The sequence below is a fragment of the Micromonospora sp. PTRAS2 genome, from assembly GCF_054052245.1.
Map to the genome: position 1 here is coordinate 150,979 of NZ_JBSWBU010000005.1, position 23,259 is coordinate 174,237.

19 protein-coding genes are annotated in these 23,259 nt (G+C 76.0%); 6 read left to right on the plus strand and 13 right to left on the minus strand.

Features of this window, described 5'->3' with window-relative positions; translation table 11 throughout:
• Positions 1-92: 92 nt before the first annotated feature.
• Complete coding sequence (locus tag ACVMYR_RS18525) at positions 93-1,022, minus strand: hypothetical protein (RefSeq protein WP_457122322.1); 930 nt, start codon at positions 1,020-1,022, stop codon at positions 93-95.
• 60 nt (positions 1,023-1,082) lie between these two features.
• Entirely contained in the window at positions 1,083-1,586 is a 504-nt protein-coding gene (locus tag ACVMYR_RS18530) for a DinB family protein (protein ID WP_396788174.1), read from the minus strand.
• A gap of 121 nt (positions 1,587-1,707) precedes the next feature.
• Between ACVMYR_RS18530 and ACVMYR_RS18535 the strand changes: the two genes are divergently transcribed.
• Positions 1,708-2,616: a DUF72 domain-containing protein gene (locus tag ACVMYR_RS18535; protein WP_077937048.1), complete on the plus strand. Its 909-nt coding sequence runs from the start codon at positions 1,708-1,710 to the stop codon at positions 2,614-2,616.
• Between the two features lie 92 nt (positions 2,617-2,708).
• Here the strand turns inward: ACVMYR_RS18535 and ACVMYR_RS18540 are convergent, their stop codons facing one another.
• The 4 genes from ACVMYR_RS18540 to ACVMYR_RS18555 all read right to left on the minus strand — a co-directional run bounded on the left by ACVMYR_RS18540 (position 2,709) and on the right by ACVMYR_RS18555 (position 6,907).
• A complete protein-coding gene (locus ACVMYR_RS18540) occupies positions 2,709-3,338 on the minus strand; it encodes a hypothetical protein (RefSeq protein ID WP_043962742.1) in 630 nt (209 codons plus the stop codon).
• A gap of 78 nt (positions 3,339-3,416) precedes the next feature.
• Positions 3,417-4,280 (minus strand): alpha/beta hydrolase family protein, encoded by an 864-nt coding sequence (locus tag ACVMYR_RS18545; RefSeq protein ID WP_077937050.1) that lies wholly within the window; start codon positions 4,278-4,280, stop codon positions 3,417-3,419.
• A gap of 59 nt (positions 4,281-4,339) precedes the next feature.
• Positions 4,340-5,605 (minus strand): glycosyltransferase, encoded by a 1,266-nt coding sequence (locus tag ACVMYR_RS18550; protein WP_077937051.1) that lies wholly within the window; start codon positions 5,603-5,605, stop codon positions 4,340-4,342.
• Between the two features lie 78 nt (positions 5,606-5,683).
• The gene (locus tag ACVMYR_RS18555) at positions 5,684-6,907 is read right to left on the minus strand and encodes a globin domain-containing protein (protein WP_228986338.1); all 1,224 of its coding nucleotides are present in this window, start codon (positions 6,905-6,907) and stop codon (positions 5,684-5,686) included.
• Positions 6,908-7,084: 177 nt separating this feature from the next.
• Between ACVMYR_RS18555 and ACVMYR_RS18560 the strand changes: the two genes are divergently transcribed.
• Together ACVMYR_RS18560 and ACVMYR_RS18565 are read left to right on the plus strand one after the other, a co-directional pair.
• Positions 7,085-7,537 (plus strand): RrF2 family transcriptional regulator, encoded by a 453-nt coding sequence (locus ACVMYR_RS18560; RefSeq protein ID WP_077937053.1) that lies wholly within the window; start codon positions 7,085-7,087, stop codon positions 7,535-7,537.
• Positions 7,538-7,588: 51 nt separating this feature from the next.
• Positions 7,589-8,227, plus strand: coding sequence for a class I SAM-dependent methyltransferase (locus ACVMYR_RS18565; protein WP_077937054.1), 639 nt, complete (start codon positions 7,589-7,591; stop codon positions 8,225-8,227).
• Between the two features lie 62 nt (positions 8,228-8,289).
• Here the strand turns inward: ACVMYR_RS18565 and ACVMYR_RS18570 are convergent, their stop codons facing one another.
• Complete coding sequence (locus tag ACVMYR_RS18570; RefSeq protein WP_077937055.1) at positions 8,290-9,546, minus strand: SGNH/GDSL hydrolase family protein; 1,257 nt, start codon at positions 9,544-9,546, stop codon at positions 8,290-8,292.
• 318 nt (positions 9,547-9,864) lie between these two features.
• Here ACVMYR_RS18570 and ACVMYR_RS18575 point away from each other — a divergent pair, with 318 nt between their 5' ends.
• Together ACVMYR_RS18575 and ACVMYR_RS18580 are read left to right on the plus strand one after the other, a co-directional pair.
• Positions 9,865-11,964 carry a DNA gyrase/topoisomerase IV subunit B gene (locus ACVMYR_RS18575; RefSeq protein ID WP_198956506.1) on the plus strand — a complete coding sequence of 700 codons (2,100 nt, stop codon included), beginning with the start codon at positions 9,865-9,867 and terminating at the stop codon, positions 11,962-11,964.
• Positions 11,965-12,044: 80 nt separating this feature from the next.
• Positions 12,045-14,534: a DNA topoisomerase (ATP-hydrolyzing) subunit A gene (locus ACVMYR_RS18580; RefSeq protein ID WP_396788181.1), complete on the plus strand. Its 2,490-nt coding sequence runs from the start codon at positions 12,045-12,047 to the stop codon at positions 14,532-14,534.
• Positions 14,535-14,556: 22 nt separating this feature from the next.
• Here ACVMYR_RS18580 and ACVMYR_RS18585 read toward each other — a convergent pair whose 3' ends face one another.
• On the minus strand, positions 14,557-15,879 hold the full coding sequence (locus ACVMYR_RS18585) for a uracil-xanthine permease family protein (RefSeq protein ID WP_457122323.1): 1,323 nt from the start codon (positions 15,877-15,879) through the stop codon (positions 14,557-14,559).
• An 80-nt stretch (positions 15,880-15,959) separates the two neighbouring features.
• Positions 15,960-16,592, minus strand: coding sequence for an alpha-ketoglutarate-dependent dioxygenase AlkB (locus tag ACVMYR_RS18590; protein WP_396788182.1), 633 nt, complete (start codon positions 16,590-16,592; stop codon positions 15,960-15,962).
• Between the two features lie 123 nt (positions 16,593-16,715).
• On the opposite strand from ACVMYR_RS18590, the gene ACVMYR_RS18595 reads away from it, so the two are divergent.
• Entirely contained in the window at positions 16,716-18,695 is a 1,980-nt protein-coding gene (locus ACVMYR_RS18595; RefSeq protein WP_457122324.1) for a hypothetical protein, read from the plus strand.
• 42 nt (positions 18,696-18,737) lie between these two features.
• Here the strand turns inward: ACVMYR_RS18595 and ACVMYR_RS18600 are convergent, their stop codons facing one another.
• From ACVMYR_RS18600 to ACVMYR_RS18615, 4 genes are read right to left on the minus strand one after another with little or no spacing between them, the layout of a single operon-like run.
• A complete protein-coding gene (locus ACVMYR_RS18600; protein ID WP_457122397.1) occupies positions 18,738-19,793 on the minus strand; it encodes a PseG/SpsG family protein in 1,056 nt (351 codons plus the stop codon).
• The gene (locus ACVMYR_RS18605) at positions 19,790-20,521 is read right to left on the minus strand and encodes a cytidylyltransferase domain-containing protein (protein ID WP_077937060.1); all 732 of its coding nucleotides are present in this window, start codon (positions 20,519-20,521) and stop codon (positions 19,790-19,792) included. The genes ACVMYR_RS18600 and ACVMYR_RS18605 overlap by 4 nt, the downstream gene beginning before the upstream one ends.
• A complete protein-coding gene (locus ACVMYR_RS18610) occupies positions 20,518-22,425 on the minus strand; it encodes a class I SAM-dependent methyltransferase (protein WP_431896824.1) in 1,908 nt (635 codons plus the stop codon). The genes ACVMYR_RS18605 and ACVMYR_RS18610 overlap by 4 nt, the downstream gene beginning before the upstream one ends.
• Entirely contained in the window at positions 22,415-23,257 is an 843-nt protein-coding gene (locus ACVMYR_RS18615; protein ID WP_077937062.1) for a hypothetical protein, read from the minus strand. Before ACVMYR_RS18615 ends, ACVMYR_RS18610 begins: the two co-directional genes overlap by 11 nt.
• Positions 23,258-23,259 lie beyond the last annotated feature (2 nt).

Consider the following 23,259-nt stretch of genomic DNA (forward strand, 5'->3'; position numbering starts at 1 on the left):
TCGCCGGCCCACCCTCGGCCCTGGCCCACCCTCGGCCCCGGCCCATCCCCGGCCCTGGCCTCGCCCCACCCCCGGCCCCGCCTTAGCCCCGGTCAGCGGGCGGTGGGCAAGGACGCGGACGGGTCGGCCGGGGCCGGTCGGCCTGCCGGTGCGGACGGGGCTCCCGGTGCCGACGGGATCGCCGGCCCCGACGGGGCCACCGGGACCGACGGGGCTGTCGGCAGCGACGGGTTCCCCGGCGACGCCGGGACCCCCGGCGGCGGCCCCACCGGCAGCGAGGGGGTGGCCGGGGACCGGCCGGGCCGCCCGTCCGGCCCGCTGTCGCCGCCCGTCCGGACCGTCGGGGTGGGCGTGGGCGTGGGCGTGGGCGTGGGCACCGGGGTCGGCGTCGGGGCGGCGGGGCCGGACGACGCCGCGAGCGCCTCGGTGCACCAGTTCAGTACGCGGTCCCGGCCGCCGGCGGCGGAGACCAGGTCCGCGTAGCGCGGTTCGGCCAGGGCGTGGTCCGCCGTGCCCTCGGCGCGCAGCCGGTGGCAGAGCACGACCAGTGGGGCCGGCGGGACCCGGGGGTCGCGGATCCCCCCGGGCGAGCCGGCCGTCCGCCCCGCCGACCCGCTCGGCGCGGCCTGCCCGCTCGCCGGCGCCCCTGCCGGCTCGCCCGCCCCACCCAGCGGCTGGGGCAGCGCGCCGTGGGCGGCGGCGAGCGCGACCCCGCCGGTCGCGGCGACGGCCAGGGCCGCGAGCGCGGCCTTCGCGCTCAACAGGCCGGCGAGGAGCGAGGGCCGGGCGCGGGCCGCGGTGACCGGCGCGGTCGAAGCGGCGCGGGCCAGGCGGTAGGCGTGCAGGGCCGCGCCCTCGCCGCGTAGCTCGTCGGGGCGGGGGGCGGCGCGGACCGCCGCCAGGAGCCGGACCAGCGGCTCCGGGCCGCCCCGGGGGCTGCCGACGGCGCCGGCGACGGGGCCGCCGACGGAGCCGGCCAGCAGGCGCTCGACGGTCTCCTGGTCCATCCGGTGTGCGTTCATCTCGTGTCCCTCAGCGCCATCGGGCGCGCGGGCGTCACATCGCCACCGGAACGGACCAGCTCAGCCCATCGTCTTCGCGCCGTCGATGGCCTCACGGAGGATGTCGGCGTGCCCGGCGTGCTGGGACGTCTCGGCGATCACGTGCAGCAGCACCCGGCGCACCGACCAGCTCGCCCCGGGCTCGAACCAGGGGGCGACGGGCAACGGGTGGGCGGCGTCCAGGTCGAGCGTGGCGACCAGCTCGTCGGTCGCCGAGGCCACCCGGGCGTAGCGGTCGAGCAGGGTGGCCAGGCTGTCGTCGCCCATCCGGAAGCCGTCGGCCCAGTCATCCTGGCCGGCCTGCATCGCCTCGGCGCCGTGCACGGCGAACCGCAGCCACGTCTGCTCGATGAGGGCGACGTGTTTGATCAGGCCGCCGAGGCAGAGCTCGCTGACGGTGCTGCGCAGCGCGGCCTGCTCGTCGGTGAGGCCGTCCACGGTCCTGCGCAGGAACGCGCGCTGCTGGCGCAGCGCCTGCAAGAGGTCGGCCCGCTCGCCGGTGCGGAGCTGCTCGGGACTGGTCATGCCACCGTCCTTCCTGGTCACGTCCCGACCAACCTATGCAGACCCACCGACACTTCCGCCGCGCCCGGCCCTCCCGCCGCTCCGGTTGCCGATCCGTCCGGGGCGCGGTCCACTGATCCACATGGGTGAGATCAGGGTGGGCACGTCCTCGTGGGCCGACCAGCTGCTGCTGCGCTCCGGGTGGTATCCGCGCGCCGTCAACACCCCCGCCGGCCGCCTCGGCTTCTATGCCGAACGGTTCGGGCTGGTCGAGGTGGACACCTCGTACTACGCGGTGCCCGTGCCGGAGACCACCACCGGGTGGGTGGCCGCCACCCCGCCCGGCTTCACCTTCGACGTCAAGGCGTTCAGCCTCTTCACCGGCCACCCGACGCCGGTCTCGGTGCTGCCCCGGGACCTGCGCCCGGCCGGCGGCCCGTCGCGCGTGCGCCGCCGGGACCTGCCCGCCGGGGCGTACGACGAGCTGTGGAGCCGGTTCCGCGCGGCGCTGGAGCCGATCGCGGCGGCCGACCGGCTCGGCGCGGTGCTGTTGCAGTTTCCACCGTGGCTGGCGCGCAGCGCCGCCGCCGAGCGGCGCATCGTCGAGACCGCCGCGCGGCTGCGCCCCTGGCGGGTGAGCGTCGAGCTGCGGCACGGCTCCTGGTTCGCCGACGAGGCCACCGCGCTGCGCACGTTGACCCTCCTGCGCGAGCACGACCTCTCCTTCGTCTGCGTGGACATGCCGCAGGGGTTCGCCTCGTCGGTGCCGCCGATCCTGGTCGCCACCGCGAACCCGGCCGTGGTCCGGTTCCACGGCCACAGCGCGGCGTGGGAGAGCGGCGACAAGCAGGACAAGTTCCGGTACGCCTACGGCGAGCGGGAGCTGCGCACCTGGGCGGAGCTGCTGACCGGGCTGGCCGACGGCGTCGACGAGCTGCACGTGTTGTTCAACAACTGCTGCGGCGACCAGGCCCAGCGCGATGCCGCCCGGCTGGCCGAACTCCTCGGCCGGGCGGCCCTCGCGCCCACCGGGGTCAGCCGCGGCGGCTGATCCCCTCCGGGTGCATGCCGGTCGTCTCCGCCAGGGCGCCGCCCCTGCCCTGCCCGTGGCTGGGCGGGGCAGGGGCGGCGCGCGGCGGACGGTCAGCGGCCGGACATGGCCATCTGGCGCTTGGCCGCGCCCATCGCGGCCACCTTGCCGATGGTCTTCGGCGCGCTCGCCAGCCCGCCGACCCGGCCGATCATCCCCCGGAACACCTGGCCGGGCTTCTGCTGCTCGCTCATGTAGGCGGTGACCACCACCAGCGCGCCGGTGAGCGCGGGAATGGTCCACTGGAGCAGCCGCATCTGCCGCTGGTAGGAGGCCACGTCGGCCGGCGTCTGCGGGTTCGGTTCGGTGATCCCCTCGACCGAGGGGCCGCCGGCCCGTTGCAGCCGCATGCCGAGCAGCCGGCTGTAGCCGGTGACCGCCAGCGCGCCGACCGTGAGGGCCGTCTTCACGGCGCTCATCCGGCCCACCCCGGACTGGGCGAGCATGCGGGGGCTCTCGGTCGCCAGTTCGCCGACCGCGCCGGCCAGGTGGGCCCCGATCGCCGCCGCGTTGACCGGCGTCCACCGGGACCATCCGGCGGAGGCCACCGGGAGCCGCTGGGTCGAGTCGTCGATCTGTGCCGCCGCGCCGTTGACGCCGAGCGCCCCCATCAGCGAGCCGCCGAACCAGGCGGCGAGGCCGAGGTCGTGCATCGAGCGCAGGGCGGTGTGTCGTTCGGACATCTGATCCCCTTCCACCGTACGGGCGCAGCGGCATACCCGCCGATCGCGGGAGTACGCCCCGGGACGGGAAGCGGGATGTCAGGCCCCGGGCAGGTCGGCCGCCCATGCCGCCACCCGGGCGGCGACCGGCCCGCTGGCGCGTACCCAGGTGAAGTGGTCCAGCGGGGCGCCCGCCCGCGCCGCCGTGAGGCGCTCGCGCACGACGGTGGCCGCGGCGAGCTTGCCGCAGAGGTGGTCCACCGTGCCGTGCGGGGTGTACTGGTCGTCGTCGACGCTCACCGCGAGGACCGGTACGTCCAGCGTGCGCAGCGCCGCCTCGACGTCCACGCCGTCCAGGGCGGGGAAGCGGCCGGTGCGCGCGGTGTGCGCCCAGTCCCGGATCACCCCGCGCGCCTGCCGGCCGCCGAACCCCCAGCCCGGCCAGACGCCGAGCAGCCGGGCGGTGGCGGCGATCCCCTGGGTGTACGGCAGGACCCCGAACCGGCGTGGGCCGGGATAGTTGCGCCAGTAGGGGACGCCGACGGCGACCAGGGCCAGCCCGTCCACCGCGCCGGTGCCGTGCAGGGCCAGGTGCAGCAGGGCGGCCTGGCCGCCGAGGGAATGCCCGAGCAGGATCGTGGGCCGGCCGTCCAGCCGGGGCTTCAGCGCGGCCAGCACCGCGCCCACGTCGGCGGCCAGCTCGGCGTAGCCGTACCGGCAGGCGCGGCTCGGCGCGGGCGTGCTCTCCCCGCTCCCGCGCAGGTCGGCGACGACCACGGCGAGGCCGGCGGCCCGCAGGTGCGCGGCGAAGGGGCGGTAGTAGCGGGCGCGCACCCCCATGGCGGGCCAGATCACCACGACCGGGGCGCCGGGGGCCCCGTCGGGCTCGGGGTAGACCTGCACCCCGAGCCGGGCCCCATCGACGTCGACGTACTCCTGCGTGTACTCCCCGGGCGCGCTCACCGGCCCAGCCTACGGCCGTAAGCTACCGGCGGGTAGCCAGGGTGGGTGGTGCGGACCCGTCAGGCCATCGCCGGCGCCGGCCGGGCGGCGGCGCCCACCGACGCGTACACGGCGCCGAGCTGTTCGGCGCAGCGCCGCCAGGAGTACCGGCTGCGGATCCGGTCCAGCGCCGCCGTCGCGTACGCGAAGCGGCGCACGTTGTCGGCGAGCAGCCGGCGGATCGCCACGCCCAGCGCGCGCGGGTCGCGCGGCGGCACCAGGTCGCCGGTGAGCCCGTCGACGACGGTGTCGGCGATGCCGCCCACGTCGGTGCCGATCACCGGCACCCCGCAGGCCATGCCCTCCAGCGGGGTCACCCCGAACGGCTCGTGCCAGCTGGCGGCGACCAGCACGTCCGCCGAGCGGTACCAGGCGGCCAGCTCCGCGCGGGGGACCGCACCGACCAGCCGGACCCGGTCGGCCACCCCGCACGACTCGGCGAGCGCGGTCAGCCGGCGGGCGAAGCCGTCAGCGGGCAGCAGCCCCGCCGGCGGGCCGCCGACGATCACGCACTCGGCGTCCGGCACGGCCGGCATCGCCCGGACGACCTCCTGGAGGCCCATGCGCTCCGCCAGCCGCCCTACGGTGAGCACGCGCGGGCGGGCCGGGTCGCGCGGGGCGACCGGGCCGTCCGGGCGGAAGATCCGCTCGTTGACCCCGGCCGGGACCAGCGCCATCCGGGACCGGGGAACGCCGAGGCGGACCAGCTCGCCGACCTCCTCCTGGGACTGCACGACCACCCGGTCCACCGCCCGGCCGAGGGCGCGCTCGTAGCCGAGCCGCCCCGGTGGGCCGGCGTGCCGGGGGTCCCGCTGCCGCCGGGCCGCCGCCGCGCCCAACGCGTGGTACGTCAGCACCACCGGAACCCCGGCGCGACGTCCCGCGTGCACGGTGGCCAGCCCGCTCGTCCAGAAGTGGGCGTGCGCGACGTCGGGCAGCCAGCCGCCGTCGCGCCACTGGCCGGCCAGCCACCGGCCGAACTCGCCCAGGTGCGGCAGCAGCTCGTCCGAGGGCAGCCGGCGGGCCGGGCCCGCCGGCACGTGCCACACCTGGTAGCCGTCGCCGGTGGGCACCGCGTCGGGCAGGGCGGGGGAGTCGCGGCGGGTGTAGACGCGCACGTCGTGGCCCTGGCCGACCAGCTCGGCGGCCAGCTCCGCCACGTGGGCGTGCTGCCCGCCGGCGCCCTCCCCGCCGGTGGCCCTGTCTCCGGCGCCCTGCCCTCCGGCGCCCTGCTCCCCGAGCACGGCGAGCGGGCTGGCGTGCTCCGAGATCATCGCGATGCGCATGGCAGAGTCCCTACCCTCGCCCCCGCCGCCTAACCGGCGCACCGCCGACTTCTCGCGATGCCGGTCCCGGCCGCAGCGTCAGTCCGCGTCGCGGAGCATGCCGGGGCCGAACACCTCGTAGGCGATCCGGTCACGCGGGAAGCCCCGGCGCAGCAGGCCGCCCCGGACCTGGTTCATGAACGGCAGCGGCCCGCACAGGTGCACGTGGGCGTCGGCGGCGAGCGGGATCAGCTCCGGGTCGACCCGCCCCGGGGTGACCCGCACGGGCAGCTCGGTGAGGGAGCCGTCGGCCCCGTCCGGGTCCTCGTACCAGAGCGCGGTCCGCAGGTTGGGCAGGGCGTGGTGCAGCCGGGGCAGCTCGTCGCGCAGCGCGTGCGCGGTGCCGGCCCGGTCGGCGTGCACCAGGGTCACCGGCCGCTGCGGCGCCGTGACCGCCAGGTGCTCCAGCGCGGACATCGCCGGGGTGAGCCCGATGCCGGCGCTGACCAGCACCAGCGGCCCGTCCCCGGCCACCGCGCTGACCTCACCGAACGGTGGGCTCAGCCGCAGCGTGTCACCCACGGCGACCCGGTCGTGCAGGAAGGTGGAGACCATCCCGTCGGGCGCGCCGGCCACGCCGCGTACCCGCTTGACGGTGATCCGCCAGCGCGCCGCCCCCGGGCGGCCGGAGAGGCTGTACTGCCGGATCTGCTGACCCCGGTCTCCGTCGAGGTCGACCGCGACGGAGACGTACTGGCCGGGGACGAAGCCGGGCACGTCGCCGCCGTCGGCCGGCGCCAGGCCGAAGGAGACCACGTCCGCGGTCTCCCGGGTCCGTTCGACCACCCGCCACGCCCGCCAGACCGACCCGCCCTCGGCGACCCCCGCGCCCTGGTAGAGCCGCGCCTCCCGGGCCACCAGCTCGCAGGCCAGCAGCCAGTACGTCTCGTCCCACGCCGCGACGACCTCCGGGGTGACCGCGTCCCCGAGCACCTCGCCGACGGCGGCGAGCAGGTGCCGCCCCACGATGGTGTACTGGGCCGGCGTGATGCCGAGCGAGGCGTGCTTGTGCGCGATCCGGTCCAGGATCGGCCCCCACGGCACGTCGCTGAGGCCGACCAGGTGCTCCGCGTACGCGACGACGGCGGCGGCCAGCGCGGCCTGCTGCGCCCCGGTGGCCTGGTTGCCCCGGTTGAACAGGTCCAGCAGCTCCGGATGGGCGGCGAACATCCGCTGGTAGAACCGGCCGGTGATCGCCGCGCCGTGCGCCTGCACCGCGGGCAGGGTCGCCCGTACCACTGCTGCCGAAGATTCCGTGAGCACGCTTCCTCCTGCGGTTGGGCCGGCTTCGTCCCGCCGGGCTCCCGATGTGCCCAATAAACAGGAATCAGAGATTCCTCTTCAGGGTCGAAGGTCCCGGGTCGGGGGTCGTCCGGATCACAGCGGGCACCGGCCTTCCGGCCCGTGCCGCAGGACGGATCCGCTGGCTAGGGTCGGTGCGTGAAGCTCAACCGGTCCACCGACATGGCGCTGCGCATCGCCATGCTGGCCGCCGTCGCCCCGGCGCGCACGACGGTGGACGAGCTCGCCGAGCGGCTCGCGCTGCCCCGCAGCCACGTCGCCAAGGTCGTCCAGCGCTTGCAACGCCTCGGGGTGCTGGTGACCATCCGGGGCCGCTCGGGTGGGGTGGCCATCGCCGAGGCGGCCGGTCAGCTCACCGTGGGCGCCGTCGTCCGCGCCTTCGAGGGCGACGACGAGGTGGTCTCCTGCGAGCAGCCGGCCTGCCCGCTGGCGGTGGACTGCCGGCTGCGCGGGCAGTTGCGCCGCGCGCAGGCCGCGTTCCTCGCCGTACTCGACGAGACGCGGCTGGCCGACCTGGTCGACGGACCGGCGGGCCCGCTGCTGCTCACCCTCGGCCCCCGGCCGACCCCGCCGGCCGCCGTGCCGCTCTGAGCGACCCGCCCGCGACCCGGGCTAGGCTCGAACGAGCGAGAGGGGGATGCGATGTCCGGGGTCTCCCGTCCGATCTTCGCCCGGCGCTACGGGCGGGCCACCGACGTGCTGGACCGGCTCGGGGTCGGCGCGCACCGCAGCCGGCTCGCGGCCGGCCTGCGCGGCCGGGTGGTCGAGGTGGGCGCCGGCAACGGCCGGGCCTTCGCGCACTACCCGCCGACGGTCGCCGCCGTGCTCGCCGTCGAGCCGGAACCCCTGCTGCGCCGGGCCGCGCGGGACGCCGCCACCGCCGCGCCGGTGCCGGTCACCGTGGCGGCCGGGGTGGCCGAGGCGCTGCCCGTCGCCGACGGCCACGCCGACGCCGTCGTGTTCTCCCTGGTGCTCTGCTCGGTGCCGGACCAGGCCGCCGCGCTGCGCGAGGCCCACCGGGTGCTGCGCCCCGGTGGGCAGCTGCGCTTCTTCGAGCACGTACGCGCCGAGCGGCCCGGCGCCCTGCGCTGGGCGCAGCGCCTCGTCGACGCCACCTGCTGGCCGCTGGTCTGCGGCGGCTGCCACACGGGGCGGGACACCGTCGCCGCGATCGAGGCGGCCGGCTTCACGCTGACCGACCTGCATCGGTTCCGCTTCCCCGACACCCCGATCCCGCTGCCGCCCTCTCCGCACGTCCTCGGCACCGCCCGCCGTGGTTAGCGACGGTTAGGAAGGGCCCCCTGTACAACAGAATGCGTTAACAAGGGGCCCTTCCTTGCGCCTCAGCTGACGGTGATCGTGCCGTCGGCCGCGCGGACGCAGGCGACGGCCCGGTTGGCGGCGACGGCCGCGCCGGCCAGGCAGCGCCCCAGCGCCTTGTGCCCGGCCACGTTCGGGTGCCACGACTCCTGGCAGGTCTGGAAGTACGAGACGCAGGTGTTGGCGATCCGCTGAATGTCGATCTTGTCCTTGCCCGAGAGGCTGGTCACGAAGCTGCCGCTCGGGCCGTCCATCAGCCGGATCGGCGTGGCGAGCGCCCCCGACGGGCTGGTCGGCTGCTCGCACAGCCGGGCGCCGTCGAACGCCCGCTGCACGTTCAGGTAGACCAGGTCGTCGGCCGGGAACTCGGTGGCCAGGCTGTCGCGCACCGAACGGACCATCGTGCCCAGGCCGGTGGAGAAGCGGTGCCCCGGCGCGAGGCTCGCGCGGTGGATCGGGCAGCCGGCCGCGTACCGCTCCGCGCCCAGGTCACGGAACTTGTCCCGGTCGTCTTCCCGGCCGTCCTCCTCCCAGTAGTTCGAGGCCAGGTCGAACGGCAGCGGGTTGGTGTAGTCCTGGAACACGACCCGGTGCTGGCCGTCGGCGTCGACCTGGTCGAGGGTGGCCAGCAGCTGCCGTACGGCGGCCGTGGTCTCCGCCGTGGCCGCGCTGAACTGCGCCGAGGTGGCCAGGTCGGCGTCGCTGCACGGCTCCTGCGGCACCGGCCCGCCCAGGTACGCCCAGAACTCCCACCAGCCCGTCCACGCGTCGGCGATGAACCGGTTGGCGCACTTCTCCGCCACGCTGCCGAAGGTGAACGAGCTGTTGTTCGAGCCGAGGCCGACCAGCACCAGGTCGATGTCGTGGGTCTGGGCGACCGCGCGGAGCTGGTCGAGCTGCGAGGCCACCGAGCGGCCCTTGGCCCGGTTGACCGAGGCCCCGGCGATGTCGTACGGCTGGCCGCCCGAGCAGGCCAGGTTGAACCGGTCGGTGATGCCCGGCAGGTCGGCCTGGAACAGCGACGCGTTGGGCGAGCGGTGGCAGAAGTACGCGTTGCTGTTCGGCGCGTCCCAGCCGGGGAAGCCCTGGCTGACGCCGTTGACGTCCACGACCGGGGAGTACGACCCGGCCCCCTCGCCGCTGATGAAGCTGTCGCCGAGCGCCACGGCCGCGGTGGGGAGGCCGGCCGCCGCCGGGGCGACTGGCGCGACGGCGGTCGACAGCGCCGCCGCCGCGACGGTCAGCACCGCCGCGAGCGCGGTACGACGGAACACGGACATGCGCGTCCTCCATCCATCCATGGAAATATGAAAGTTTCTACGAGACGGTGATCACATCACGGGCGCGTGACGGGCGTCAACGACCGGTGACCGGATCAGGGGTTCGCCGGCCGAGGGCCGGCGGGCGGCCGGCGTACCGTCGGGGAGCGGGATGAACCGCGGACCCGGCGGCGTTGACCCCGGGTGTCGGGGAGTCCGCGGGCCCGCCGCCGGACGGCCCGCACCGCAGGCGGCGCGGCCCGAGGTGCGGGGTGCCGGCGTCCTGTCCCACCTGCCCGTTAGGCTCGCTGCGGCGCGCCGCGCGAGGTGATCGAGCCGGTGAGCGGCACCACCACCGCCGAGACCTGGGAGTACGACCAGTTGACCGCACAGCCTGAGACGCTCTACGGGGCCGACGACCTGACGCACCTCGAGGGGCTGGACGCCGTCCGCAAGCGCCCCGGCATGTACATCGGCTCGACCGACAGCCGTGGCGTGGGTCACCTCGTCAACGAGATCCTCGACAACTCCACCGACGAGGGTGTCGCCGGTCACGCCACGCGCGTCGAGGTGATCCTGCACGCCGACGGCTCGGTGCAGGTCGACGACGACGGCCGGGGCATCCCCACCGACGTGCACGCCAAGTCCGGCATCTCCGGCGTCGAGCTGGTGCTCACCCGGCTGCACGCCGGCGGCAAGTTCGGCGGCTCCGGCTACAAGACCTCCGGCGGCCTGCACGGCGTCGGCGCGTCCGCCGTCAACGCCCTCTCCCGGCGCTTCGACGTCACCGTGCGGCGGGGCGGCAAGGTGCACGCCATGTCGTTCCGGCACGGCGTGCCCGGCGTCTTCGCCGGCCCCGGCCCCGACGCCGCCTTCACCCCCGGCCCCGGCCTCCAGGTCCTCGGCGCGATGAAGCGCGGCCAGCGCACCGGCACCTCGATCCGCTACTGGCACGACGCCCGCTACTTCGAGACCGGTGCCACGCTCGACGTCGAGGCCGTCCGGCTCAAGGTGCGCAACACCGCGTTCCTGGTCCCCGGCGTGAGCTACCTGCTGCGCGACGAGACCGGCGAGGAGCCGGTCGAGGAGACCTTCCACTTCCCCAACGGCCTCACCGACATGGTCGAGTTCCTCGCCCCGGCCGGCGACCGGCCGGTCTCCGGCACGCTGCTGGTCGCCGGCGAGGGCACCTACCGGGAGAACGCCGCCGACGCCAACGGTGTCATGCAGTCCAACGTGCAGCGCCGGGCCGAGGTCGAGATCGCGTTCCGCTGGGGCACCGGCTACGACCGCACCGTCGAGTGCTTCACCAACACCATCCGCAACGCCCACGGCGGCACCCACCGCAAGGGCTTCGAGCGGGCCCTGGCCCGCACCCTCGCCGAGGCGGCCCGCTCCGCCCGGGGCCTGCTGCGGCCCAAGGAGGACGCGCCCACCCTGGACGACGTCCTGGAGGGCATGACGGCCGTGGTGCACGTGCGCATCCCCGAGCCCCAGTTCACCTCGCAGACCAAGGACGAGCTGTCCACCGCCGGCATCACGAAGGTGCTCCAGGGCCTGGTGGAGGCGCACGTCAAGGCGTGGCTGGAGGACCGCCGCACCAAGGCCGAGGCCCGCACGGTGCTCCAGAAGATCGTCGACGCGGCCCGGGTCCGGCTCACCCAGAAGCAGCAGAAGGACGCGGCCCGCCGCAAGACCGCCCTGGAGGGCGCGTCGATGCCGCCGAAGCTGGTCGACTGCCGCGCGGCAGGCATCGATAGAAGTGAATTATTTATCGTGGAGGGCGACAGCGCCTTGGGGACAGGGCGACTTGCCCGATCTGCCGAATATCAGGCGCTTCTGCCGATCCGCGGCAAGATCCTCAACGTGCAGAAGGCCAACCTCCAGCAGGTGCTGGACAACGCCGAGTGCGCCGCGATCGTCCAGGTGCTCGGCGCCGGCTCCGGCCGCACCTTCGACCTGTCGTCCATGCGGTACGGCCGGGTGCTGATCATGGCCGACGCAGACGTGGACGGTGCGCACATCCGCACCCTGCTGATCACCCTGTTCGCCCGGTACATGCGCCCGCTGATCGAGGCCGGCCGGCTCTACGCCGCGATGCCGCCCCTGCACAAGATCACCACCAAGGGGCGCAACCCGCAGACGATCTACACGTACACCCAGGCGGAGATGGAGGCGACGGTCCGCAAGCTGGAGAAGGCCGGCAAGCAGATCGTCACCCCGATCCCCCGGTTCAAGGGCCTCGGCGAGATGGACGCCGACGAGCTGTGGGACACCACGATGAACCCGGCGACCCGGGCGGTGCGCCGGATCACCCTCGACGACGTCGACGCCGCCGAGCGGATCCTGGAGCTGCTGATGGGGGAGAAGGTCGAGCCACGCCGCAACTGGCTGATCGAGTCCGCCGACCGGGTCGACCGGGACGCGATCGACGCATGACGACCATCCGCCCCTGCCCCGCCCCGGCCCGCCGGGCAGACTGCCGCCCGACCGTGGCCCGCCGAGGAGAGAGCTGAACCATGGCACGCCGTAAGAACACCGGTCCCCGGGCGGACCTGGCCGCCTTCGACCAGGCCGGCGCGCGGGTCTTCGACAACCCGCTGGTCACCGAGGTCTCCGACTCCTACCTGGAGTACGCGTTCTCGGTCATCCACTCCCGCGCCCTGCCCGACGCGCGCGACGGCCTCAAGCCGGTGCACCGGCGCATCCTCTACTCGATGCACGAGGCGGGGCACCGCCCCGACCGGGCGCACGTGAAGTCGGCCCGGGTGGTCGGCGACGTGATGGGCCGCTACCACCCGCACGGCGACACCGCGATCTACGACGCGATGGTCCGGCTCGCCCAGGACTTCTCGCTCAACGTCCCGCTCATCGACGGGCATGGAAACTTCGGGAGCCCGGACGACGGCCCGGCCGCGGCGCGCTACACCGAAGCGCGGATGTCGCACGAGGCGATGCTGCTGGTCGGCGAGCTGGGCGAGGACACGGTCGACGTCGAGCCCAACTACGACGGCTCGCTCACGCAGCCGACGGTGCTGCCGGCGGCGTTCCCCAACCTGCTGGTCAACGGCGCGTCCGGGATCGCGGTCGGGATGGCGACCAACATGATCCCGCACAACCTGGCCGAGGTCGTCTCCGCCGCCCGGTGGCTGATCAACCACCCGGACGCCGACCTGGACAAGCTGATGGAGTTCGTCCCCGGCCCCGACCTGCCCACCGGCGGGGTGCTGCTCGGCCTCGACGAGGTGCGCCGGGCGTACGAGACGGGGCGCGGTGTGGTGCGGATGCGCGGGCGGGTGGAGATCGGCCCGCTGGAGGGCAGCCGGGGCCGGCAGGCGATCACCGTGGTCGAGCTGCCGTACGGCGTGGGCGCGGAGAAGGTCATCGCCGCGATCACCAACGAGGTCAACAAGACCAAGCGGCTCACGGGCATCGCCGACGTCAAGGACCTCACCGACCGCGAGAACGGCACCCGCCTGGTCGTCGAGTGCAAGGTGGGGGTCAACCCGCAGGCGTTGCTGGCCGACCTCTACCGGCTGACCCCGCTGGAGCAGTCGTTCGGCGTCAACAACCTGGTCCTGGTCGACGGGCAGCCGCAGACGTTGGGGCTGAAGGCGCTGCTGGAGGTCTTCCTGCGGCACCGCTACGACGTGGTGACCCGGCGCAGCGCCTACCGGCGGCGTAAGCGGGAGGAGCGGCTGCACCTGGTCGACGGCCTGCTGATCGCCCTGCTCGACATCGACAAGGTGGTCCGGCTGATCCGGGGCAGCGACGACGCGCAGGCCGCCAAGGACGGCCTGATGCGTCAGTTCAAGCTCTCGGACATCCAGGCCAGTTACATTCTGGACACCCCGCTGCGCCGGTTGACGAAGTTCGACCGGATCGAGCTGGAGGCCGAGCAGGAGCAGTTGCGCAAGGAGATCGCGCAGCTCTCCACGATCCTCGACGACGAGAAGGTGCTGCGGAAGGTCGTCTCCGACGAGCTGGCCACCGTGGTGAAGAAGTTCGGCACCGAGCGGCGCACCACCCTGGTCGACGGGGACCTGAAGGAGGTGCTGGCCGCGTCCGCGCCGGCGGGTCCCCTGGAGGTGGCCGACGACCCGTGCCAGGTGATCCTCTCGGCCACCGGGCTGGTCGCCCGCACCGCGGCCGAGTCGGAGGAGGCGTCCGAGGGGCGTCGGCGCAGCGGTCGGGTCAAACACGACGCCGTACGCGCGCTGGTGCACTCCACGGCCCGGGGGCGGGTGCTGCTGGTGACCAGCGCCGGCCGGGCGTTCAAGATCGACGTTCTGCCGCTGCCGGTGCTGCCGGAGCAGGCCGGCACGGTGTCGCTGCGCGGCGGCATGTCCGCCGCCGAGCTGGTGCCGCTGGAGCCGGGGGAGTCGGTGGTGGGGCTGGCGCCGTTGGGCGCGACCGGGGAGGGCTCGCCGGGGCTGGCGCTGGGCACGCGGCAGGGCGTGGTGAAGGTGTGCGCCCCGGACTGGCCGGTCCGCTCCGACGAGTTCGAGGTGATCGGGCTGCGCGAGGGCGACGAGGTGGTCGGGGCGACCTGGCTGGCCGACGGGGCGGAGACGCTGGCGTTCGTCTCCTCCGAGGCGTCGCTGCTGCGCTTCCCGGCGTCGGCGGTGCGTCCGCAGGGGACGAAGGGCGGCGGCATGGCCGGCATCAACCTGCCGGCGGGAGCGCGGGTGGTCTTCTTCGGCGCGGTCCGGGAGGACGATCCGGCCCACGGCGAGCCGATGGTGGTGACGTCCACCGGGGCGACGGTGAAGGTGACGCCGTTCGGGGCGTACCCGGCGAAGGGGCGGGCGACCGGCGGGGTGCGCGCGCAGCGGTTCCTCAAGGGCGAGACGGATCTGGTGGTGGCGTGGGTCGGCCCCCGGCCGGTCGGCGCGACGGCGACCGGCGACCCCGTGGAGCTGCCCCCGGCGGACCCGCGCCGCGACGGCAGCGGCTTCGCCGTGATGCTGGGCCCCACGGTGGTCGGTCACCAGATCGAACGCGACTGAGCCGTCCGCGCCCCCGCCCCGGTCAGCGTGTCGGGGTGGGGGCGCGCAGGCGGGCGACGAGGCGCATGCCGTGGTAGGTGGCCAGGGCGGCGGCGGTGCCGAGGGCGATGCCGTTGAACGAGAGGTCGCCGGTGGTCAGGGTGTAGTTGGCCGCGCCGACGATCAGGGCGACGGCGGCGGTCATCAGGTTGACCGGGTCGTGGAAGTCGACCCGGTTCTCGATCCAGATCCGGGCGCCGAGGACGGCGATGAGGCCGTACAGGGCGGTGGTCGCGCCGCCGAGCACCCCGGCCGGCACGGTGAGGATCAGCGCGCCGAACTTGGGGCTGAGCCCGAGGAGCACGGCGGCCAGCCCGGCCACCCAGTACGCGGCGGTGGAATAGACGCGGGTCGCCGCCATCACGCCGATGTTCTCCGCGTAGGTGGTGGTGCCGGAGCCGCCGCCTGCGCCGGCGAGCATGGTGGCCAGGCCGTCGCCGAGGAACGCCCGGCCCATGTCCCGGTCGAGGTTGCGGCCGGTCATCGCGGCGACGGCCTTGACGTGCCCGGCGTTCTCGGCGATCAGCACGAGGATCACGGGGATCACCAGCACGGTCGCGCGCAGGCTGAAGCTGGGCGCGTGGAACTCGGGCAGGCCGACCCACGCCGCCTCGCGCAGCCCGTCGACGGCCTTCGGGTCGAGGCCGCCGAGGGCGGCGGCGAACAGCCAGCCGGCGACGACGCCGAGCAGGATGGACAGCCGGGCCGCGAAGCCCCGGAACGCGACGGTGGCGAGCAGGATCGCGACCAGGGTGACCACGGCGATCAGCGGCTGGGCCTTGACGCCGGTGCCGCTGCCGCCGCCGTCCCAGGCGACGGGGGCGAGGTTGAGCCCGATCAGCGCCACGATGGCGCCGGTGACCACGGGTGGCATCAGCGCGTCGATCCAGCGCGTCCCGGCGAGCTGGACGACGAGGCCGACGGCGGCCAGGGCGGCGCCGGCCACGACGATGCCGCCGAGCGCGGGGCCGATGTCGCCGCCGGCTTTCGCGGCCAGCACGGGGGCGATGAACGCGAACGACGACCCGAGGTACGACGGCAGCCGGTTGCCGGTGATCAGCAGGAAGAGCAGGGTGCCGACGCCGGAGAAGAACAGCGTGGTGGCCGGCGGGAAGCCGGTGATCAGCGGCACGGTGAAGGTGGCGCCGAACATGGCCACGACGTGCTGCACGCCGATGCCGAGGGTGCGCGGCCAGGAGAGCCGTTCGCCGGGGTGGACGACGTCGCCGGGGGTGACGGAGCGGCCGTCGCCGTGCAGGGACCAGGGGGACCAGCGGGAGCGCGGTTCGGTGGGGGTCTCGGTCATCGCGGTGCCCTTTCGCGTCGACGGCGGTGCGGGGCGGAGACCCTGGAAGTCGTTTCTAGCAGAGGAGCCGGGCTCGGCGCTCAGGCGACCCCGGCGGGGCGGAACTGGACGCTGACCCGGGGGCCGACCGGGCGCGCGGTCTTCGGGATCGCGTGCTCCCAGGTGCGTTGGCAGGAACCGCCCATCACCACGAGGTCGCCGTGGCCGAGGGGGAAGCGCAGGCCGGGGCCGCCGCCGCGCGGGCGCAGCAGCAGCGGCCGGGGCGCGCCGAACGAGACGATGGCGACCATGGTGTCGGTGTGCGCGGAGCGGCCCAGGGTGTCGCCGTGCCAGGCGACGCTGTCGCGCCCGTCGCGGTAGAGGCACATGCCGGCGGTGACGAACGGCTCGCCCAGCTCGGGGGCGTAGTGGGCGGTCAGCGCCGCCCGCGCCCGGGTGAGCACCGGGTGGGGCAGCTCCCGGTGGCCGGAATACCAGCAGAGCAGCCGGGGGACGTCGACCCGCGCGTCGTACATCGTGCGGCGCTCGGCCCGCCAGGGCACGTCGGCGAGCAGCACGTCGAGGACCGCGTCGGAGCCGCGCACCCAGCCGGGCAGGTGGTCGACCCAGGCGCCCTGGGTCAGCGGGTGCCGGCGCAGCCCGGCGAGCGGGCCCGGCGACGGCCCGTCGGCGGCGAGGTCGAGCATCGACGGCTGGTAGGCGGCACCGGACATGCCCTGCAGCCTACCTGGCCTTTCGTACGCGTGTGCGAGCGTGGTCCGGTCCGTCACCCGCCGGTCACCTGCCGCACACGTGGACGTCGCCGCCCGTCGCCGGGCCGGGCCTAGCGTGACCGGGTGCAGAGCCAGTCCGCCACCGTCGTCGCGCCGGCCGGTCCGCCGCAGCCGCCGCCGGGCCACCCGGCCCGCCACGCCCGCCGGCTGGTCGGCTGGCTCGTCGCCGCGTGGGTCGGGCCCCTGCTGGCGTACGCGGCGGGGCTGGCCGGGCTGCTGCCGCTGGTGCTGCTCGGCCTGACGGCCGGGCTGCTGCGCGGCGGCCGGACCCTGCTGGACCGGCTGGTGTTGGCCGGCGCCCTGCTGGCCGGCGCGACGTGTGCCGCCGGGCTGCTCTTCTCGGCCTGGCCGTGGGGGCTGCACCCGGTGCCGGTGGCGGGGACCGCGTTGACGGGCCTGCTGGGGATCGCGGCGGCCACCGGTCGCCGGCCGAGGCTGCCCCGTCCGGTCGCCGCCGACCTGCCGCCGGTGGGGGCGGCGCTGCTGGCCGCCGTCGCCATGGCGTGGCCGTACCTGCGCGCCGGTGACCTCGCCGGCCGCCTCGCGTACGCGATGACCGGCGAGGACAACAGCCGGCACCTGGCCACGGTGGAGGGCATCCGGGCCGTCGGCGGCTACCTGTTCACCGACCCGCAGGCGGCGGCGCGGATCGCCCCGGAGCCGATGGTCTGGTATCCGCAGGGCTTCCACCTCACCGCCGCGCTGCTGGACACGTTCCTGCGGTCCTCGACGGCCCCCGCCGGGCCTGCCGACGCCCTCGACCACTACCTCGGCTGGTCGGTCGGGGCGTGGGGGCTGCTGGTGCTCGCCGTGACGTGGGCGGCGCAGCGGCTCGCCGGCCCGTGGCTCGACCTGCCCCGCGCCCTCGCGCTGACCGGCGCGGTCACGGCCGCCTGCCTCGGCTCCGAGCTGGCCCGCTTCGTCGTCTACGGCTACCCGGGCGAGAGCCTCGGGCTGGCGGCGACGGTGCTGCTGGTGGCGGTGACCTGCCGTCCGGTGGCCCGCACCGGCACCCAGGTGGCCGTGGTCGGCGCGCTGTGCGTGACGGTCGGCTTCGCGTACCTGATGTTCCTGCCGGTGGTCGCGGCGCTGGTGGCGGCGTGGCTGGTCCGGGACCGTCGGCGGCTGCGTCGCCGGCCGCGGCCGTTGGCGGTGGTGGCGCTGGTGGCGGCGGTGCTGACGCCGCTGCCGGCCGTCGCCGGCCTGCTGCGCACCGACCAGGTCGACAACGTGGCCACCGGCGGCGGCGTGTTCCCCCGCTACGACGCGTTCCTGGCCCTCGCGGGCCTGGTCGGCGCGGGCCTGGTCGCCGGCCGGCGGCTGCCGGTGTGGCGGCGCTACGCGAACGCGCTCGCCGCGGCGAGCGTGTTCGCGGCCGGGTTCCTGCTCTACTTCCGGGCGCTGGGCACCGACCCACGCTACTACTACGGCAAGACGCTGCACCTGCTGCTGGCGGTGCTGCTCGTCGGCGCGGGCGCGCTGGCCCTGCTGCTGCCGGCACCGGGGCGGACCGTGCCCGGCGCCCGGGCCGGCGGCGGAGCGGGCCGGCGGGCCGAAGGACAGCGGGCCGGCGCGCGGTGGGCGGTGGCGGTCGCGGTGGTGCTGGCTTGCGTCGGGGCGGCCGGGTTGCCGCGCGGCACCGGGCTCTTCGCCCAGCCGTTCGGCGACCGGGTCACCACCTGGGCGGCGGCCTGGTGGTCGGGGTCGCTGGCCCGCCCGGGCCCGGCGGCGCTGACGGTCCGCGCGCTGGCCCGGCCGCCGGCCGCGCCGGGCACCGTGACGGTGGTGGTGAGTGACCGCCGCCGCGAGGGCTACCTGGTCACCCTGTTCGTCTCCACCCTCCAGGGCACCGCCGGCGCGTCGGGGCCGGCGGTGTACCGGCTGCCGCTGGCCGAGCCGGCCCGCAGCGCCGCCGTGGTGGCGGCGGTGCCGGGGCCGATCCGCTTCCTGGCCGCCGACGCGGCGGCGGCCAGGGTCGTCGAGGACCTGCTCGCCGCCCGCCCCGAGCTGCGCGCCCGGGTCAGCGTGGAGCGGCTGCCCTGAGCTGGAGCGGCTGCCCGGCAGGCGGCGGCGCGGGGCGGTCCCCTAGCCGCGGGTGGGCGTGCCGACGAGGGCGAGCACCGCGTCGGCGACCCGGGCCCGGCCGCGCCCGTCGACCGTGGCCCAGGCGCGGGCGGCCAGGGCGGCCCGGCGCTCGGGGGAGTCGAGCAGGGCGCGCAGCGTCCGCGCGGCCCCGGCGCGGGCCGTCCGGCCGGGCAGCCCGTCGGCGGCCAGCGCGGGCAGCTCGCCGAGGCCGGCCACGAGCCCCGCGTCCACCACCCGGCCGTACGACTCGCGCTGGTTGTCCACCACGCACACCAGCGCGGCCGGCGCGCCGAGGCAGCACAGCTCCCAGGTGGACGTGCCGGCGGCACTGACCACCAGGTCGGCGGCGGTGACCAGGGCGGGCAGGTCGTCGGTCGGCGGCACGGGCCGCACGGCCTGACCCCGGCCGGGGGCCAGCGCCGCCAGTTCCGCCTCGACGTCGGCGCGGCCGACGACCACGGTCAGGTCCATCGGATGCCCGGTGGCCAACAGCACCCGGGCCAGCACGGGGGCGGCCCCGAACGCGTCGGTGCCGCCGAAGAAGGCGAGCACCCGGGGCCGGGCCGCCGGCGTCGCGGGGCGGGGCGCCGCCGGCCGGGCGGCCACCACCGCGTCGCGCAGCAGCGGGTACGCCGTCCCGGCGAGCAGCCTGCCGGGCAGCGGCCCGTGCGCCGCGCCCAGGTTCTGGTCCAGGTAGACGTCGGCGTCCTGCCCCCGGGTGTCGCCGTCGACGACGGCGAGGGTCACCACCCCCGCCGCGCGCAGCGCCCCCGCCCCGGCCGGGTCCAGCTCGTACGAGTCGAGCACCACCACGTCGAGGCCGTGCCGGCGGGCCGTCGCCACGAGGTCGGCGGGGCGCTGCGGCCCGGGGTGCAGCGGGATGCCCCGGTCGGCGAGCTGCCGGCCCGCCCAGCCGACCCCCTCGACGGTGCCGAAGAACTCGACGCGGTGGCCCCGGGCGAGGAACTCCTCGGCCAGGGCGAGGCAGCGCACCAGGTGCCCCACCCCCCGGGTGGGCCCGGCGTCGCAGCGCACCCCGACGCGTACGGTGCTCAGGACTCCTCCAGCCGCTTCTGCCGCACCGAGGCGTTCAGGGCGCGCAGGGCCGGCTGGCCCGCCAGCCAGTCGGCGAGCTTCGCCAGCGGGACGCTGACGTCGCCGAAGTGGTCGGTCACCGCCCGCACCAGCGCCCAGTCCTGCTCGGTGTCGAGGGTGAGCCGCAGGGCCGACCGGTCGGGGGTGAGCGTCACCCCGAGCACCCGGAACAGCTCCGGATGGGTGTACGCGTACGAGGTTACGTGCACCCGGTGGTGGTCGGTGGCGATGCGGTGCAGCGTACGCAGCGTGTCCGCCCGGATGATCTCCACGTCCAGCCCGCGCGGCAGCGTACGCGCGATCGACGTGCTCGCGTAGTCCAGCCCCGGCACGGCCCGGTACACGTCGGCGACCAGCCGGACGATGTCCGGGTCGAGCAGCGGGCAGTCGGCGGTGAACCGCATGACCGCGTCGCCGGGGTGCGCGTCGAGCGCGCCCACGAACCGGTCGAGCACGTCGTCGACGGGCCCCCGGTGGCAGGCCACGCCGAGCCGGGCGCACTCGGCGACCACCGCGTCGTCGGCGGCCTCCGTGCTGGTGGCGACCACCAGGTCGGCGAGCACCCCGCCGTCGGCGGCGGCCCGGACCACCCGGCCGAGCACCGAGCGCCCGGCCAGTGGCCGCAGCACCTTGCCGGGCAGCCGCGACGAGCCCATCCGGGCCTGCACGATCCCCACGATCCGCGTCACTGCTGCTCCTGTTCGTCGCGCCGGGGCGCGAGCGCGTCCTTGGCCCGCCGCTTCGCCGCGCGGGCGCCCCGCTTGGCCAGCCGGGCCGGGGTGATCGCCAGCCGGCCGACCCGGTAGCTGAGCGAGCCGCTGAGCAGGTTGATGGTCGCCTCGGCCCGGCGCAGCGCCCGCTCCCGGGAGGTGAGCAGCTCCTCCGTCCAGCGCAGCAGGGCCGTCACCCGGGTCAGCTCCGCCTTCTGCCGCAGCCACGCCTCGCGGAGCTGCTGGTGGCTGTCCAGGCCGGTCGGGGGCGCGGTGGGCTCCACCGCGCGCAGCTCGTCGGCGAGGGCGACGCGGTCGGCGTTGTCCAACCCGCGCAGCGCCGCGGTGACCGCGACCTCCGCGTCGACGGCGGCCGTCACCGTCGCCCGGTCCAGGTCGCGTCCGGCGGTGCCGGCCAGCACCACGGTCAGCCCGGCCACGTCGAGGGTGGACGACCAGGGGTGGGCGTACCCGCCGGTGGCCAGGGCGGCGGCGAACCGCCACAGGCCCCGGGCCAGCGTCACGTCCACCGGCCACGGGTCGCTGGCCCGCCAGCTCGGGTCGAGCACCGCGAACGCCGGGGCAGCACCGGTGGCGTCCCGGGCCGTGCAGGCCCCGCCGTCGGCGAGCACCACGTTGTCGAGGCTGGCCAGGGCCGTCGCGCCGGTGAGCCGGCCGGCGTCGTCGGCGTGCGCGTCGAGCCAGGCCGCGTACCCGCGCAGCAGCCGGCGCAGGGCGGCCAGGTCGCGGCGCAGGCAGGCGTCGAGCAGGACGGTGCGCAGCAGCCGGCCCTCGGGCACCGCACCAGTGAGCACGGCCGGGTCCCGCCAGGCCGCCGCGCGGGTGGCGAACGGGGCGTCGGTGGCCGCCGCGACCGGGCCGGGCACCCGCCACCGCCAGCCGTCCGCCGCCGCCGTCACCTCCACCACGCCGATCCCGGGCGGCCCGGTCTGCACCCACAGCACCGGCAGCCCGCCGGGTCCGGCCTCTGCGGTCGGCGCGGGCGGGGCTGCGCCGGCCGGGTTCGGCGGGTCGCCCGCCGCGGGGACGGCCGGGGCCGCGCGGTGGGCCAGCACCAGCCAGCCCGGGGCGAGCGCGGCGCCCAGCCCCGCGTGCAGCGCGTCGACCGCCAGCCGGGCCGGGTCCTGGAGCACGGGACGGTCGCCGTGGCCCGGCGCGCACGCGCCGTGCAGCACCGCGTCCAACAACCCGCTGCCGGGGCGCGCGGCCAGCGCGCCGGCGTCGACCAGCGCGGTCGGCGCGGCCGGTTCGGGGTACGCGGCGAAGCAGCCGCCGGGGCGCAGCCCCGCCCCGGCCAGCCGCTCCCGCGCCTGCTCCAGGTTGACGGGACGGCCGGCGTCCAGCGCCCCGCCGACCGCCCAGTCGGCGTCGTCGCGGCCGGCGTACCAGGGCGCGGTGTCGACCATCCGGGTCAGCCCCACCGGGTTGTCCAGCCGCAGCAGCAGGGTCCCGCCGGGGGCGAGCACGGCGGCGAGCCGGCGCAGCAGCCCGTCCCAGCCGACCGGGGTCCCCTCCACCGACTCCACCGCGTCCAGCCCTGCCGCGGCGATCACCACGTCGAACGTCTCGTCGGCCGGCAGCCCGCCGGGGCCGCCGACGACCACCCGCACGGGCCGGTCCTCGGCCAGCGCCGACCCGTCCGGCCAGCTGCGCAGCAGGCAGGTGACGTCGGCGTGGGCCAGCCGGTCGACCAGCTCGGGGTCGTGCGGCCCGGCCAGCAGCACCCGCGCACCGGCCGGGGTGACCCGGGCGGCGAGCGCCGCGAGGGGCCCGCCGCCGGGCAGCCGCCGGCCGGTCAGGTCCGACCAGGCCAGCATCTCCCCGCCGGGCAGGGCGATGCGGGTCGAGGTGTCAGTGGTCAACGTGTTCCTCCTGGAGGGTCGCCCAACCCAGCAGCTCCCGCAGCTCGGCCGGCGTGCAGCGGTGGTCGGTGCCCAGTTCGGCGCGGGCGATCTCGACCGCCGTCGGCAGGTGCACCGACTCGCCGTGCAGGTCCGGCCACTGCCGGCGGATGCGGGCGGTGCCGCCGAACGTCGGGTCCTCGTCGGCGAGGATCATCGGGTCGCCGTAGACGGCGGGCTCGCAACCGGCCGCGATGCCGTAGAAGATGGCGCTGGTCAGCCGGTTGGACGCCACCCGGCGGTGCCGGCGCAGCTCGGTGAGCTGCTTGTCGAGGAAGAGCGGGTCCGTGTCCTTCCACCAGTGCCCCCGGTAGCCGTGGCAGATCACCCGGAACCCGGCCTGCTCGTAGAGGCGGCGGACCCGGCGCATGCCGTACTCGTGCCAGTAGAGGCACACGGTGACCGGGCCCGGCTCGGTGGCGCGGATGCGGGCGATCAGCTCCCGGTGGTCGCCGCGCACGTGCTGGCCCTCCCAGCCGTGGAACGGATACCAGATGGTGCCCTCCCGCTGCGCCTGGGGCGGGTCGTCGGCGCGCAACGCCAGCAGGTACGCGAACGGCGCGCCGGTCACCACGACGTTGCGCCGCCCCACCGACCAGGCCCGCCGCCGGGTCTGCTCCGACCACAGCAGGCTCGGTGTGCCCTCGACGTACGGGTGGCCGGGGGCGAGGCCGTCGCCGATGTTCCAGCCGTGCTGGACGTACCCGTTGATCCGGGGCGGGTGCCCGTCGCCCAGGCCGCAGTAGCGGGCCAGCACGTGCGCGTGGCCGTAGAAGTGGTTCGCGTGGTGCATCC